Annotated in this window: 15 protein-coding genes and 1 tRNA gene; 12 read left to right on the forward strand and 4 right to left on the reverse strand. The window is 34.5% G+C overall.

The window, feature by feature from the left end; translation table 11 throughout:
* Window position 1: 1 nt before the first annotated feature.
* The 4 genes from ACQWU4_RS00090 to ACQWU4_RS00105 all read left to right on the forward strand — a co-directional run bounded on the left by ACQWU4_RS00090 (window position 2) and on the right by ACQWU4_RS00105 (window position 2329).
* On the forward strand, window positions 2-913 hold the full coding sequence (locus tag ACQWU4_RS00090) for a hypothetical protein (RefSeq protein WP_429933735.1): 912 nt from the start codon (window positions 2-4) through the stop codon (window positions 911-913).
* Entirely contained in the window at window positions 900-1535 is a 636-nt protein-coding gene (locus tag ACQWU4_RS00095) for an ATP-binding cassette domain-containing protein (RefSeq protein WP_429933736.1), read from the forward strand. Before ACQWU4_RS00090 ends, ACQWU4_RS00095 begins: the two co-directional genes overlap by 14 nt.
* A 10-nt stretch (window positions 1536-1545) precedes the next feature.
* Window positions 1546-2115, forward strand: a complete 570-nt coding sequence (locus ACQWU4_RS00100; RefSeq protein WP_429933737.1) for a DUF6624 domain-containing protein — start codon at window positions 1546-1548, stop codon at window positions 2113-2115.
* A gap of 129 nt (window positions 2116-2244) precedes the next feature.
* A tRNA-Ser gene (locus ACQWU4_RS00105) sits at window positions 2245-2329 on the forward strand.
* 547 nt (window positions 2330-2876) lie between these two features.
* On the opposite strand, the gene ACQWU4_RS00110 is transcribed toward ACQWU4_RS00105, so the two are convergent.
* Together ACQWU4_RS00110 and ACQWU4_RS00115 are read right to left on the reverse strand one after the other, a co-directional pair.
* A complete protein-coding gene (locus tag ACQWU4_RS00110) occupies window positions 2877-3899 on the reverse strand; it encodes a terpene synthase family protein (protein WP_429933738.1) in 1023 nt (340 codons plus the stop codon).
* Between the two features lie 1454 nt (window positions 3900-5353).
* Window positions 5354-6106, reverse strand: coding sequence for a type 1 glutamine amidotransferase domain-containing protein (locus ACQWU4_RS00115; RefSeq protein WP_429933739.1), 753 nt, complete (start codon window positions 6104-6106; stop codon window positions 5354-5356).
* Between the two features lie 235 nt (window positions 6107-6341).
* On the opposite strand from ACQWU4_RS00115, the gene ACQWU4_RS00120 reads away from it, so the two are divergent.
* Window positions 6342-6929, forward strand: coding sequence for a hypothetical protein (locus ACQWU4_RS00120; protein ID WP_429933740.1), 588 nt, complete (start codon window positions 6342-6344; stop codon window positions 6927-6929).
* A 186-nt stretch (window positions 6930-7115) separates the two neighbouring features.
* Here the strand turns inward: ACQWU4_RS00120 and ACQWU4_RS00125 are convergent, their stop codons facing one another.
* Both ACQWU4_RS00125 and ACQWU4_RS00130 read right to left on the reverse strand, forming a co-directional pair.
* On the reverse strand, window positions 7116-7262 hold the full coding sequence (locus ACQWU4_RS00125; RefSeq protein ID WP_429933741.1) for a bacteriocin-like protein: 147 nt from the start codon (window positions 7260-7262) through the stop codon (window positions 7116-7118).
* Window positions 7263-7290: 28 nt separating this feature from the next.
* Complete coding sequence (locus ACQWU4_RS00130; protein ID WP_429933742.1) at window positions 7291-7434, reverse strand: bacteriocin-like protein; 144 nt, start codon at window positions 7432-7434, stop codon at window positions 7291-7293.
* A 254-nt stretch (window positions 7435-7688) separates the two neighbouring features.
* Here ACQWU4_RS00130 and ACQWU4_RS00135 point away from each other — a divergent pair, with 254 nt between their 5' ends.
* From ACQWU4_RS00135 to ACQWU4_RS00165, 7 genes are all read left to right on the forward strand, one after another.
* Complete coding sequence (locus ACQWU4_RS00135) at window positions 7689-8561, forward strand: alpha/beta fold hydrolase (RefSeq protein WP_429933743.1); 873 nt, start codon at window positions 7689-7691, stop codon at window positions 8559-8561.
* 207 nt (window positions 8562-8768) lie between these two features.
* Window positions 8769-9872, forward strand: a complete 1104-nt coding sequence (locus ACQWU4_RS00140) for a helix-turn-helix domain-containing protein (protein WP_429933744.1) — start codon at window positions 8769-8771, stop codon at window positions 9870-9872.
* 162 nt (window positions 9873-10034) lie between these two features.
* Window positions 10035-12881, forward strand: coding sequence for a TonB-dependent receptor (locus tag ACQWU4_RS00145; protein ID WP_429933745.1), 2847 nt, complete (start codon window positions 10035-10037; stop codon window positions 12879-12881).
* Between the two features lie 15 nt (window positions 12882-12896).
* Complete coding sequence (locus ACQWU4_RS00150; protein WP_429933746.1) at window positions 12897-14105, forward strand: Ca2+-dependent phosphoinositide-specific phospholipase C; 1209 nt, start codon at window positions 12897-12899, stop codon at window positions 14103-14105.
* Between the two features lie 239 nt (window positions 14106-14344).
* Window positions 14345-15100: an SDR family oxidoreductase gene (locus ACQWU4_RS00155; RefSeq protein ID WP_429933747.1), complete on the forward strand. Its 756-nt coding sequence runs from the start codon at window positions 14345-14347 to the stop codon at window positions 15098-15100.
* 94 nt (window positions 15101-15194) lie between these two features.
* Window positions 15195-15545, forward strand: a complete 351-nt coding sequence (locus ACQWU4_RS00160) for a DoxX family protein (protein ID WP_429933748.1) — start codon at window positions 15195-15197, stop codon at window positions 15543-15545.
* Window positions 15545-15976 carry a nuclear transport factor 2 family protein gene (locus ACQWU4_RS00165; RefSeq protein WP_429933749.1) on the forward strand — a complete coding sequence of 144 codons (432 nt, stop codon included), beginning with the start codon at window positions 15545-15547 and terminating at the stop codon, window positions 15974-15976. Before ACQWU4_RS00160 ends, ACQWU4_RS00165 begins: the two co-directional genes overlap by 1 nt.
* The last annotated feature ends 5 nt before the right edge of the window (window positions 15977-15981 follow it).

Consider the following 15981-nt stretch of genomic DNA (forward strand, 5'->3'; position numbering starts at 1 on the left):
GTTGAGAAGTATAGTTAACCATTTAAAGTTCAGATTTTATCAGATATTCAGGATTTTTAACCTGGATTTGAAAGTGAGTATCCCGTTTTTACTGATCTTCATTGTTCTGATCATTGTGAAACTTCCTTCTGATCGTTATTATCCGTTTTTATTTTTTATGATGGTGCTTGCATTTCATAGCAGCAGAAAAGATATTCCTTTTTTGAAGAAAGTCTTTGAAAAGAGCTGGCGGGCGGTTATCGTACTGGAATCTGCATTGATTTATACTGTTTTCCTGTTGGGAAATATTCACTATAAACCGGAAGAGATTGGCTGGGCTACGTACCTGCTGATTATGGTATTTGCCTTTTTCTTTCCAAAAACTAAACTGAACCCTGCACTGAAGTGGAATTTTATTTCGGATGACCTGTTTGAATGGAAAAGTTTCCTGAGGAAGAATACCTGGTTTTCTATCGCCGGATATACTATTGTACTGTTTTCATCATATCATCCTGGATCACTGATTATAGCCGGAATTTTTCTGATGGATTATATTTCGGATATCTATGAGCCGTATGAAAGTAAAGAAATGTTGGAAATGGGTTTTAAAAAAATAAATTTAAAAGAGAAAATCAGAAAGAACTCCCTGTTTTTCAATGCGCTTTTGCTGCCGGTTTACATTCTTTTTTTGATCATGAACCTTTACAGCAGTTTATATTTACTGTATTATCTTGCTTTCATGAATCTGTATTTTCTTCTGATTATCACCAGAAAGTATAAACTTTATCATTACAAAGAAAAGAGGGGATATTATAACATCAGTGTTTATATTGAATACATTTTCTATAGTATGACGGTCATTCCTGCTTTGCTTGTGCTCAGAAATAATATAAAAAACGCAGAACAAAATATCAGAACTTATGTTGGAGATTAAAAATTTACAGGTTGAGTTCAAGAACCAGAAGGTTTTGAATGGAGTAGACCTGTCCATAGAGGAAGGAAATATAGTGGGTATTCTTGGAAAGAACGGGGCAGGGAAGACGACCCTGTTTGATTCTTTGTACCAGAGTATCCGGTTTTCAGGAGACGTCAACTGGCAGAACAGGTCTTTGAAACGAAGCTCTGTTTCTTATCTGGAAACGGAAAATTATTTCTATCCTTACATCACAGGAGAAGAATATTTATCTTACTTTTTAGACAAAAAAGAAATTGACTTCAGGGAATTTACAGAAAAATTCAATCTTCCACTGCAGAAATATGTACAGTATTATTCCAGCGGAATGAAAAAGAAACTGGCATTAATCGGGATGCTGATGCTGGATAAACCTGTTAATATTCTTGATGAACCCTTTAACGGAGTGGACTTTGAAGGTGTACATATTCTTTATGACATTATTAAACAGCTTAAATCTGAAAACAAGGTTGTCATCATAAGTTCCCACATTATTGAAACCCTTTTTCATACGTGTGATAAAATAGCGGTACTGCAGAACGGAAAAGTTGATAAAATATATGAAAAACATAACTTTACGGAGCTAAATACGCTGAAATTTTAAACTTTAAAATATGAACGAAGCATTTTCAAAAGAATTAATTGAGCTGGCTGAAAAAGATCTGTCGGTGAGAGAAAAACTTTCTTCTGAGGGTAAGCTTTCCAACGGGTATCATCCGGAAATGGAGCTGATCCACAGAAAAAATGCCAAAAGACTTCGGGAAATCATTGAAAAAATAGGGTTTCCTACAATTTCTAAAGTAGGGGAGAAAGCCAGTGACGCTGCATGGCTGGTTATTCAGCATTCTATAGGAGAGCCTGAATTTATGAAAGAATGTTACAAAATGATGACTGAACATAGAAGTGATATCAATCCTTTAAACATAGCTTATCTGTATGACAGGATCCAGGTTTTTCAGAGCAAGCCGCAACGGTACGGTACACAGCTGATTTCAGAAAGAATACCTTATCCGGTGGAGAATAAAAATAATCTGAATGAAGAACGTATGAAAGTTAATCTGCTGCCTTTTTCACAGGAAGAACTTGATAAGATTTCTGACATAGAAAATATAGCCGAAATAGATGGAAAAGATCCAGATTATACAGCATGGAGAATAAAAACGGGATGGATACTGACTCCGTAATTTTCCTGTTTGCAAAACATTTTATACTGTAATTCAATATTTTTTATAAAGAGCGGAAAAAATATTTTGTCAGTTTCAAAAAACTTTATATATTTGCACCACTGAAAACGACGGTACAGCCGTTATTCAGGAGAGTTGGCAGAGTGGTCGATTGCGGCAGTCTTGAAAACTGTTGACTGTAACAGGTCCGGGGGTTCGAATCCCTCACTCTCCGCAAGTTAAAATTAAAACCTATTGATTATCAGTAGGTTTTTTGTTTTCTACAGAATTTATTCCCCACAAAGGTATAACGTATATATTATTCTATATAAAAATGTGTTAAAAAGTTTTTAAACAATTAAGGTATTATTGTAATTCCTTTGCTTAATCACTTTCATAACTTAATTACAAAGCAAGTTCAGACAGGATTTAGCAGGTTAGCTATGAAGTTTTAAATCTTTATCAAAATAACAGGAAATTTTTCGATGAAATTATTTCCAGAGTTGAAATCTAAGACCCATCTCCCTTCAAAAAATTCGTTTTCCTTTTCGTCAAGAAGGCGGCGGTTTTATACATAGACCTTTGCCTCTCAATTTTTATAATTTTTTCAAAGTATGTTATCTTTAAATCAGCTCGAACGGCCTCTGTTTTTTTCGCCTTAAATTGATTCTATATCACTTTTACAGAGATAAGGCTTAAAATGATACATCGTATAGTGTGAAAATGAAAATTCAAATCTTGCTTAATTGACATTTTACCAAGCAAAAACAAAGGTTACTTTATCAAAATTGGATATATTTTGGATCATTGATCTGCTCAAAATCTTTTGTATATATTGTTCCATTAGTATTCCATTCCAGGTAACCTGAAGTGACAATATCTTCAAAGTTTTTTCCATGATACCTTTTACTCATACGGTGCCATTGAGTATTTCCGGACATGAAATATTCCATCGCTGTAACAAATATGCGTACATCATTAGAAATTTGTTCCCCGCTATTATACCATTCATTCCGGATTTTTATAAACTCGTGATGTGCTGTTTCAATTTGTGTACATGTTTCATCTACAGCCTCCTGAAGTGTCATTCCGCTGGAAACAAGAATAGGTATAATGTTATTTACTTTCTCCAATTTGCCTTCTTTACATTCTTTATATAAAGAAAAAAGATCATTTGTAAGTGTTACCTGCCATGTACAGGTTTTTTCCAGTTTCTCTATAATGGGATGATGGTATTCTTCATCGGTTAAATTTATTTCATAGAGATATTCTGCCATTAATAAGCTTGTGATGCAGGCTATACAAGTGATACGATATTGTTTATAGATTTCAACTGTGAGATTTTGTTCGTTTCCGCGCATATGCCCTTGTGTGGCTGCGTTTTCAATATATTCTATGAAACGATCAATATATCTTTTACGAAAAGAAGGTGTTCCCGATCGTAATATTTTTTTCATATGATTAAATATAAGTCTTTGATAAGAATGGGCTGAAGTATATAAAGCAATATTACGCAGCAGCCTTTTTGGCAAAGGTGTTTCGTCTCGCAATGTTTCGATCAGGGAAATTACTTTGTCCCAGTATTTTTGAATTGTTTCCGGATCTCCTTTTCCTTCCCCCCAAGGTTCATCCGACTGATCATCCAGAATGCAGTAAAGTTGGAAATAATTGCTGAGATAGACATATTTTTCTCTGTCCTTGGTTAAAGGAAAACACAAAGCAGTCCAATAAACCAAATCACAACCTATCGTGTGTATTGCATTGTCCTCAGTTTTGAATTTTCCAATTTTTGTTGCCCAGCTCATTAATTCTTTTGCTAATTGCTTATTATAATGAGGACAACACTTATACTGAAAAGGTTCATAATAACGGCGTAAATAAAATCGAAGTGGCATTTCTACAGTATTATTTTTTGTTTTCATTTGTTTTAGTTATTAATTTTTTTTATTTGTTTTATTTTTTAAATATAAATATATATGATGATATTTTATTTAAAAATAATTTGAATTTAATGTGAAAAATTAAATTTTATCTAAAATTGTGAACTAAATGAAAATAATAAGTTTTTTTATTTGAGATTGCTTATTAGTTGGCTGGAATTGTTTTGTTGGAATAAGATGATTTTATCTCTTAAAATTGTTGTGTCAATATAAATTTAGTAATCAGCATATAGGTTTTAATGTTTTTTCAACCTGGATAATCTAAGCTGCTAAATATAGGAGGAGAAAATGTCTTATAATTTTCTTAGTCATTCATTGAAATTACTTATTCAAACAAACTATTATAATATAAATATGTTTTTATAAAATTAGTATAAATAATTCTGGGCTATGAACAGAATGTCAAAGACAAACAAGATGAAAAAAATACCGATTTGTATTTTTTCATTTGAGAATTTAATTCCGATGACACAAAGAAATATGTGCAATATATTTCTTATTGGATAGGTCCAGTGTAATGAATGAAAGTAAACTTTCCCTTTTAAAAGAGAATCTCCAAAGTCTATTACAAAAAGAGGTATCTGGAATAAGAAAAACCAATTCTTTCTGGAAAAGAAATAATCTTTATAATTTCTGTATTCATCTATATTGTCAGGAAAAATTAGAACGCATAAGACATAGTATAATGTTGTATAGACGATTAGAAATAAATAAGTAATGAAATTCCAGCTCTGAACGGCTTCAAGCCGATGTTCCCACCACCAAAAGAGAACAATTAAAATAAAAATATAACATACCCAGCATAAATGTAACCAGTAAACGGATTTGCTTTTCTTGGGATGGTCTATTAATTTGACTATATTCTTCAGTAATTGAGCAATACCAAAGCCCAAAATCATACTTACTATAACCCTGATGTGAGAAAATGCGTCCATATTACAATATAAAATGAATGATAAATACCGGTTACCAATACCTTACTGATCATTTTTGATTTGAGTTATAACAATGTAGACTATTTGAACAATTTTAAGTGTTCCAATAACACTGTAAATACCAATCAGCCCAAAATGCCTCATTACTCTGTACGTCGTTATGATCTGAAGAGTAAGCTATTTCAATAGTTTTATATCACTATACAAAATAATGCGTGTATCCCCTGAATGTAAGCGGCGAGTATTTATTTATGTTAAAACGAGGTAAAGCCAAAAATGAAAACATCTTAGGTTCTCACACGCAGTACACCTAAAAGCAGGATAAATATCATTCCAATTGCAGAAAGATTGGGACAATGATCTCAGTTTCTTTCATAAAGCCTATCAAGACAAGGCTTCTATTACCAGTTGAGAAGCTAAATAGCTACTGTGCTGTTGCTGCGCGGTAATCAGTCTTCCGTCTTTTACGGCAAAAGGTTCTAATGGGCCGGCAACCTCAAAATTAGTATTTGGGTTTTTTCGGGCTTCGGTTTCTATCGTATACTCGTTTACTTTTTTTCCAAACATTTGGTTGATTATTTCTTCTTCGCTATCCGCAAATCCTGTCCAGGTTTTCCCATCGGCTAAAAGTTTTCCGTCACTCAGTTTTGTCCATAGTAGTAATGATGTTCCGTGACAGATTAAACAAGTAATTTTTCCTGCTTCGTAAAAATTGGCAATTAGTTGATGTAGCTTCACATCATCCTTAAAAGTAATTAACGGTGCACCACCACCAGCTACGCAAATCGCATCGTAATCAGCAACATTTATATCAGTAATCGGAATTGTATTTTCCATCCATTTGCCAAATGTTGTGTGGTGTACAAAGCCTATACTGATAAGGTCGTTAGGATAAGCACCGTTGGGGTTTTCAGGATTGCTATGCCCATCAAAAACTACTGCACCCCCATTAGGTGATGCTACATCTACATCATAGCCAGCAATTACAAAATCATAGAATGGTCTGGTCATTTCCTCAGCAAAAAAGCCTACCTGCATACCCTCAAGCATTGCAGCATTTGATACCAGGCAAAGTATTTTCTTTTTTGGGTAAGTATGCCTTCCATGCTTTCTGATTATATTGTTTTGTTCGTTCATGATTTTTGAATTTTATAATGTGATCAGTAAAATATGTTTCCAACTCAATATTATAAATATAATAGTCCAAACAAAAGAAATGAATGTGTGTTTTTCCGAATATATAACTAAGATTTCAATTAAAAGGATCTCTTTTTTTATGTTAATTTTTGATGTGTTGTAGAGTCTATTGGATCTGATCTTTTAAGTAATTATTTTTTCTTAATTTTATCAGGATTTATCATATAGTATTATCATGTTAGCTGACGTAAATCAATTCCCAACCATCCAGTCAAAACATTCCAAAATATTTACCCTGTTTATAAAGATTTTTGGAATAACCATGTCTTTAGTGATACTGGTAACTGCTGTAAGTATGATATTTCTAGGTGGAGTCACAAAAATTAGGTTAGAAATAAGGATTTTGCTTGCTATAATTGCCATTTTGCTGATCATATTTATAACCTGGCTGTTAATAATCCAATTTAAGAACAATTCGCAAAAAAAGGTAACACACGTAATCGTTGACAGAGAAGGGTTACACCATTACAGAAATGAGGAACTGATAAAAACGATAAATTATAATGATTTAAAAACAGCTCCTCAGAATGAGCGGTACGATGTATTTTTTTATAATCCTCCCGAAAGCGAGGCATATTCTGATTTATGCTTTTATATCTATGATGAAGAATCAAAAATGGCGGTCAGAAAAGCTGTTTTTTTTGAAGGTGACACTGTAATAACGAACGGTAAACAGCTCTTGGCTCATTTTATAAAAGGAATTGTACTTTTTAGACCAGATTTGAGAATTGATCCCAATCTCTTTGAAATATTTAAAATCTAACTTTTCAATTATAGAAGGTATAAAAAGAAAAAAGGAGGGATTGTAGATTAAAATCAGGAAAAGTAAAAATTCTCATGTAACTCTGCAGTTAATAATTCAGTTTGAATATTTCATTTTCCATTAAATTAAAAAAAGCCTTAAAATCAAAGATTCTAAGACTTTTTATTTGTATTAATTCGTGAAAAGTTAAATTAATATATCACATGGTGCTACACAAATCACCCAGGGACATCTCTTTATTCCCGGAGGCGGACAGCATGCTTGGGAACAGGTTAAAGCTCCACCATTGATGTTCTTCAACTGATCTCTTGAAATTTTTTTGCAATTTTTCATAATAAAGTAATTTGGTTAAACTGAAAATTTAAGGCTGGTTTCCACCACCACATCCGTCGTATGGTCTGCATTCCCATTTTCCGTTGATTAAGCATAATTGACCGCCTGTGCAGTTAATTCCACCTTTAATTGCTTTCATTTCTTGTCTACTGAATTTTTTTAAATTTTTCATAATAATAGGTTTAGTTGTACTCGAAATTAATCAATTTTTATCAACTAAAGTAAAATTATTCTGAAAATGCTTATTAATATTTTATTTTAAAAATTCTGAAATTCCGTAAAGTATAATGTTTAAAAGATTCTAAGAGGTATTTATTGCATAATAAAATTCATTCGGCTAAAATCTTGTCTTGTGACAAGTTTGCTTTCATGATAACTAGGTAATTTTGATAAAAAGTTCTGATTAACCCAAATCCAAATAATATTATGGAAAACTCATTTAAATCTTATAACCTTAAGTCATTGCTGATATTGGCGATCATTGTGCTGACAGCATCACAATTGTATGGGCAGAAAATAAAACCTTCTGATAGCGGTTATGCACCTGTGAATGGCATCAAAGTTTATTACGAAGTATATGGTGAAGGCAGACCTGTTGTTTTACTGCATGGTGCTTTCATGACGATTGATATGAATTGGGGCGAATTAATCCCCGAACTCTCAAAAAACAGGAAAGTAATTGCGATCGAATTGCAGGGACATGGACACACTCCCTTTTCAGACAGAAAACTATCTCATACCACTTTGGCAAGTGATGTGGAAGGGGTAATGGATCACCTGAAAATTGAGAATGCCGATGTTGTGGGGTATAGTTTTGGTGGTGCCGTGGCTTATCAGTTTGCTATTCAAAGTCCTAAGCGGTTAAAAAATCTGGTGATCATCTCTTCTACCTACAAAAGCAGCGGTTGGCTTCCGGAAATAAACAGTGCTTTTAAAACAATGAAGCCCTCTCTTTTTGACAGCAGTCCCATGCATACCGCATATGATGCCGTAGCTCCTGATAAAACAAAATGGACAAAATTTCTGGAACAAATGATTGCTTCTGCCGGAACACCATTTGACCTTGGTGATACCAAGATTTCAAAAATTTCTTCCCCTGTGCTGATCATAGCCGGTGACAATGACGGATTGGATAAAATGGAGCTGATAAAAACATACAAATTGTTGGGGGGCAACATAGCAGCAGACTTTTCACCTATGCCGAAATCCCAGCTGGCCATAGTTCCGGGACAGGGACATGTAAGCCTGATGATGCAGACCTCTGTTATTTTGAATTATCTGAACAATTTTTTAAAATAATTTAATACAGCTTTTCTAAATCTCTAGAAAATTTTAAGTCTGCAATTTTTGTAATTGCAGACTTTTTGTTTTGGGAAAGTTGATTGGATAATAGATCTGTTTTATTATGTACTCTTAGAACTGCTATATTTAATGTTTTATTAATTCATCATTCAGATTATTCTTGCTTAAAAAGATTATTTTTCCGAAAATTTTTAGCAATTCATTATGGAAATTTCCGGGGCTTTTTTAGCCGTCATTTTAGAAGCTGTTCTGTCATTTTTCTTGATTAAAAAAGAGAATTCAAAGAAAAATATTTTTTTAATACTTTATATAGTCACGGTAACTTTAGATATTCTTTGTGAATATTTTATTTTTAATTTAGGGAATGGAAATACTTTTTTAATTGACCAGTATCCGTCAAGTTTCAGACTTATAAAAGGTCCGCTTTTGTTTCTTGCAGGAAGACATTTACTGAAATATAATTTTAGCTGGAAAAGTTATTTTCATTTTCTTCTTTTCTTCGTTGTGTTCATCTGCAACGTTATTGTTTTGTTTATAGGTTCGGAATCTCGGAGTTTTCATCAGTTTTATTTATGGATTTTCAAAATTTATCCCTTTTACTGGATTGGTTATCTGGTGATTACTATTACCGAACAAATCAGGAACAGAAGTAAGGATAATGTATTTCAGAAGCTGTTTATTCAGTTTTTATGTTTTGTGCTTACACTGGTAATTGCCTATTTAGTATGTGGATATGGGAAATTGGTAGACAGGGAACTTTTAAGGGTTATTTACACATTTTCCTTCTTTATACAGTTTGTTTTTCTGATTCGCCTGACTCAAATAGACAGTCAGACTTCTGTAGTGAATGATGAAAATAGTAAGATAACTATAGATGAAATTACAGAAATAACAGCAGAGGAAAAGAAAAATAGAAAATACAAAAATTCTGTGTTGAGTAAAGATTATATCACAAATACCAATAACCGGTTAATTGAACTTTTAAAAAACAAAAAAATATATACAAAAGAAGATCTGAATATGGACGATATCTCTAAAATGATCCATATTTCTAAAAACCATTTATCCCAATGCATTTCCGAAGGACTTGAAACAACCTTCTATGATCTTATCAATAAATACAGAATTGAAGAGTTTATTGAACAGATTAATCAAAACCCGGAGCTGCAGATCAGTGAGCTTTATTACCATTGTGGATTCAGATCTAAGGCTACTTTTTATAAATATTTCAAACAGGAAACAGGGGTCAATCCTAATGATTACCGGAAGAAAATTCTTAGGAAAAAAGAATTTCATCAGGATTATTAACTTTTAATTTTTATCTGTTAATAAATAGTTAAAATAGTACAAATTACTCATAGTCAGTTATTTATTTGTTCAGTTTGCAGAAATAAGTTCATCTGAATTAAGATGAACTTTTCAAAATCAAAGTCGGAATAGTTTTGTGGCAGATAAAAAGTATCTGTAAAAATGAAAAAACTAACATCAACTTTAGCCGTTGCCTTATCCTTGTTTTCAATACAGTCTTATGCACAGATTCAGGTAAGCGGAAGGATAGAAGATTCACAAGGGAAGCTTCCGCAGGCAAAAGTTTTAACTAATGACAAAAAGACCTTCGTTCTCACGGATAACCAGGGAAATTTCAATATTACTGTTCCCGAGGGTTCTGCTTCTGTTATTATAATGTATGAAGGGTATACCGACAAAACAGTCGATATTGATACCTCTTCCGATCCAAAAATGGCAGATCTGGGAGTTATTATTCTGGAAAACAAAGAAAAGACAAAAAACATTGAAGGCGTGGTCATTACTTCTGCCTACAAGCCTTCCCAAGCCAGAGCACTGAACATTAAGAAAAACTCTGAAACTATTTCTGATGTTTTAGCCTCAGATGCTATTGGAAAACTTCCGGACAGAAATGCTGCAGAAGCTATCCAGAGATTACCAGCTGTAACCATCGAAAGAGATATGGGTGAAGGCCGTTTTGCTGCCGTAAGAGGAACACCTATCCAATGGAGCTCATCTACACTTAATGGAAACAGAATGCCGAGTGCGAGTGGAGATTACGCCAACAGGGGGCTGCAGATGGATATTTTTCCTTCAGAATTAATTCAGTTTGTAAAATTATCAAAAACTCTGACTCCGGATATGGATGGAGATGCCATCGGGGGAACAATAGATTTTATCACAAAAACAGCTGTTAATAAAGAAACGCTGTCTGTAAATGTGGCAGGAGGTTTTGTCAACCAGTCCAAATCTCCCAGCTATAATGCCTCCGTAGTTTATGGAAATAAAATAACTGATAAGTTAAGGTTTATCACTTCTGCGGTAATATGGAACAGAGATACCGGAATTGATAATTTCCAGATGGTTTATGATTTCAATAATAAAGATAAGTCTAAATCTTTTGCGATCAATCAGTTGCAGCTGAGGGATTATATTGCACAAAGAAGAACTCTGGGCTTCAATGGAGCATTGGATTATCAGATTAATAAAAACAACAAGCTTTATTTCAAAGGATTATACAGTCAATATATTGACGGACAGAATGTTCGTGAAACCTATTTTAATTTCAATACAAAAAATGTCCAGCTACAGGCAAGGCATTCAGATTACGTTACAGACTTATATTCTTTTGACCTGGGCGGTGAACACAAATTATCCGATAGATTAAAACTGGATTGGTCATTGGTAAAATCAAGATCAAGTTTTCAGTTTAATTCTCCCGAAAATTTAAGCAAAGACGAAAGAGGATACCCGATCGTTTTGTTCAGGCAAAATATGACCTATGGAAACCTGTCAGCCGACGGATTGAAATACCTGGCAATGGATTCTCCTGACGGTATTGGTGATGCTTCCGATGTTGTTCTGCCTCATAACTTAAACGCACTGGATCCTTCTCAGATTTACCTCTATCAAACCATTATCAGCAGAAATAAAAACAGTGAAAGAGATTACAGGGCACAGTTGAATTTCAGCTATAAACTTAATGATAAAATCAACTTAAAAGCCGGAGGGAAACTGGTAGATAAAGACAAAGATTTTGCATCAAGTGTTTACGTCTGGATGCCCTCAAAACTGTTGGGAATTCCCGGAGCAGCCCCGCTTTTATATCTCAATCAGCTGCAGACAGAAGGTTTTGCCTATAATGGAGGATTTCTGAACCCGTTAGGCCAGCCTTACAACAATGTATTAATCAATCAGATTACCAACGGACAGATTGATCAGATGTATACCCCGGAATTTATGGCTGGTAATACAATGTTCAATGTACAGGGTGCAAATACGGCGAGTAACCTTGCCGCATCATATTCAGGAAAAGAAAATGTGTATTCGGCTTATTTGATGGGGAATTTCAGGCTCAGTGAAAAATTTACCGTTATAGGAGGATTCAGAAATGAATATAATGTGACTAATTTTAAAGGAAACAGTGTTGTAATAAAAGGAAATACCACGGCTGCAGAACCTGTTGAAAAAGAAAATAAATACAATGCATTCCTGCCGATGGTGAATATGAAATATAATCTGGATGAAAATACTATTTTCAGAGCTTCGTATACAAGATCGTTTGCAAGACCGGATTTCAGTGATCTTAATCCCGGTTTACAGATCAATGATGCCCTCCAGACCATTACAGAAGGTAATGCTGCACTGAAGCCAACTTATGCCAGCAGCTTTGACCTGATGTTTGAAAAATATTTTTCAAACCTGGGAATTATTTCTGTAGGAAGCTTCTATAAACGACTTAGCAGTATCATCTATCAGGATCAGACGACGGAGCAGAGAAATGGACTGGTATATCTTAAAACTTCACCGGGAAATTTAGAAAAAGGCTGGCTGTTTGGTCTGGAAGCCAATTTCAGCAAGCGTTTTACAGAACTGCCGGGCTTCCTGCAGCATTTCGGATTTGAAGGAAACTATACTTTTGTAGATTCAAAAACGGAAATCCCTGTATACAACGGAACAGTTGTAGAAAAAATTGAAACTACATTACCCAAACAGGCAAAACATATTTTCAATGCAAGTATTTTTTATGAAACCGATAAGCTGATGATCAGGCTTGCCGGAAATTACAAAGGAAAATACCTCAATGCAATCCGTTCTCTGGCAGGTCCTGAACATTATCAGTGGTTTGACAAAAACTTTACACTGGATGCTACGGCTTCTTATGCTCTTTCAAAAAAGATAAGGCTGTTTCTTGAGCTCAATAATTTACTGAATGAGCCTAACAGATTCTATCACGGAGAACAAACCAGAACAGAAAGTGTTTCCTATACAGGCTTCCGCGGACAGATGGGAGTTTCATTAAACTTTTAATTTAAATATTTCAACATGAAAAAAATAATAATATCCACATTCGGATTGTTATCGGTAATGGCTATGGCCCAGAATAAAAAAGAGTTTAGCGGATATCCGAAAGATTTAAGAATAAACCAGATTCAGGTACTGGGAACCCACAACAGTTATGCACAGCCTGTAGATCCAAAAGTTCTCAAACTGGCAACCGGGATTATGGAGAAATTCAAAGGTTCTTTTTTTGATAATATGTCTGCAGAGGAAAAAGCCAAATTTCAGGAATATCATCCCAACGGTCTTGATTTTTCTGAAGCTCTGAATTACAATCACCCTGATTTTAATGAGCAGCTCAATGCCGGGATGAGAAATATTGAAATAGATGTATATTATGATCCTACAGGAAACAGATTCAACAAACCTGCTTCTTACGAAATGCTGAAAAAGCAGGGAGTTACGGATCTTGCTCCTTTTTCTACAGAAGATCTGGATAAACCCGGTTTTAAAGTACTGCATATGGCTGATATTGATTTCAGGACCCATTACACAACATTTAAAAAGGCACTTCAGGCTTTAAAAAACTGGTCTGATAAAAATCCTGATCATATTCCGGTCTTCATCCAGATTGAAGCTAAAGACTCCGGTCTGCCTATTTTCCCCGGAGCCGCCGAAGTTCTCAAATTTGATCAGAAAGCTTTTGATGAACTGGATCAGGAAGTGCTTTCCGTGTTGGGAAGAAATAAAATTATTGCTCCTGATGATGTTAAAGGAAAATATAATACGCTCAATGAAGCTGTAACACATAATAACTGGCCAACGGTAAAAGACTCAAAAGGGAAATTTGTTTTCGTATTATTACCGTCAAGTGCAGGAATCAGCAATAATGAATCGCCTTATTTGGCAGGACACCCGGGTCTTAAAGGAAGGATGATGTTCATAGAATCTGCCCCCGGAAAAGATTATTCTGCTTTTATATTGTATGACAACGCAATTGTAAGACAAAACGAAATTCAAAAGCTGGTAAAAGAAGGCTATCTTGTAAGAACCCGATCGGATATAGAAACATACGAAGCAAAAGTAAATGACAGAACAAGGGAAAAAGCGGCATTCAGCAGTGGTGCGCAAATAGTTTCCACAGATTTTTTCAAAGAAGGGAATGCTTATGGAACAGATTATTATGTAACGATGCCTAATGGAGAAACTGCAAGATGCAATCCTGTGAATGCGCCAAAAAAATGTTCTAAATAAGTTGTTTTCAAATGAACTTATAAAAAATAGGATTTAATAATTCTTAGATTCTGTAAAAATATCTCCTTAAATTAAAAATCTATCGTATAAATAGTTGCTGAGTGATTTAAAGTAAATGCGTATCCGAAAAATAGACAAAAGGAATTCGGAATTCGACACAACTCCCGAAAACTTCACCATGGTTTGAAAATTCAGACTCCCCATATTTGTACTACTAAAACAATTAAAAAAACATTATCATGTCAAGAAATGATTTAAATGGAAAAGTAGTACTTATTGCGGGAGGAGGAAAAAACCTTGGAGGATTATTAAGTAAAGATTTTGCGGCAAAAGGGGTGAAACTTGCCATTCACTATAACAGCGAAAGCTCAAGAGAAGAAAGTGAAAAAACTTTGGCCGAGGTAAAAGCTCTGGGAGCTGAGGCGTTCTTATTCCAGGGAGACCTTACTAAAGTGGAAAACATTACAAAATTTTTTGATGAAGCTGTAAAAACTTTCGGAGGAGTTGATATTGCCATCAATACTGTTGGGATGGTACTGAAAAAGCCGTTCGTAGAAACCACTGAATCTGAATATGATACCATGTTCGGGGTTAATTCAAAATCGGCGTATTTTTTCCTTCAGGAAGCAGGTAAAAAAGTGAACAATAATGGTAAGATCTGTACTATTGTTACTTCCTTATTGGCTGCATACACAGGATTATATTCAACCTATGCAGGAGCTAAGGCACCGGTAGAGCATTTTACAAGAGCAGCTTCAAAAGAATTCGGTGACAGAGGAATTTCTGTAACAGCGGTAGCTCCGGGTCCAATGGATACCCCTTTCTTTTACGGTCAGGAAACTGCCGATGCAGTGGCTTATCACAAATCAGCAGCGGCTTTAGGCGGATTGACTGATATCAAAGATATTGCTCCTTTGGTAGAATTTTTAGTGACTGACGGCTGGTGGATCACCGGGCAGACTATTTTTGCCAACGGAGGATATACTACAAGATAAAAATTTGATTAATTTAGAAGTACTAAACTGGAAAATGGATAATTGTGATTTTAAATGAAATCCGTTATCCATTTTTATTTTAAAACTTAAAATTATGATTATCAGAATTATTAATTCAGTACTGATCCTTATAGCCGTATTTATGGGGATTAAACAGGGATACGCCATGTTTGCCGGAAAACCTGAAATGATGGAAATGTTTGGTAAATGGGGATTTAACAAAACTGCACTGGCAATAAACGGTGCCATTACTATGATTGCAGCTTTGATGATTTTATTTCCGAAAACCTTTCTATGGGGAAATTTTTTGATGGCTGCTGGGATTTTACTCATTATTTGCCTGCATCTTTTGGATAAAGACCTGAAAGGAGTTCTTATCGAGCTTCCGTTCTTATTGCTGAATCTGGTAATTATTTACCTGCAATACCCTTTAAAAAATGCATAATGAAAAATATAGTAATTATTGCCATATGTATGCTCAGTTTTACTGCTTGCGGGCAGCAGAACCCTTCTTCAAACAATACAATCAGCAAGACACAACAAAAAGAAAATAAAATGGATACCAGTAAATTAACAGACAGTACAGTAAAAGAAGTATTTGATGCATGGCAGAAAGGAGACAGTCAGACTTTTCTGACTTATTTCACAGCAGATGCAAAATTATATGATGACAGAAATCCGAGAGACTTTAAAAAATTTGTAAAAGATGCATGTGGGCACGAACGCTTTACAAGCATTGATAAAGTAGAGAATGAAGGAAAAGATATTTACGGAAACTTCCATACGGAAAGCTGGGGAGATTTCAGAACCTATTTTAAATTTCATTTCGATGCGGATGGAAAGATCTCACGTCTTGATATAGGACAGGCCAATTAAAACTA

It is taken from the genome of Chryseobacterium sp. MIQD13, assembly GCF_050496705.1.
Lineage (GTDB): Bacteria > Bacteroidota > Bacteroidia > Flavobacteriales > Weeksellaceae > Chryseobacterium.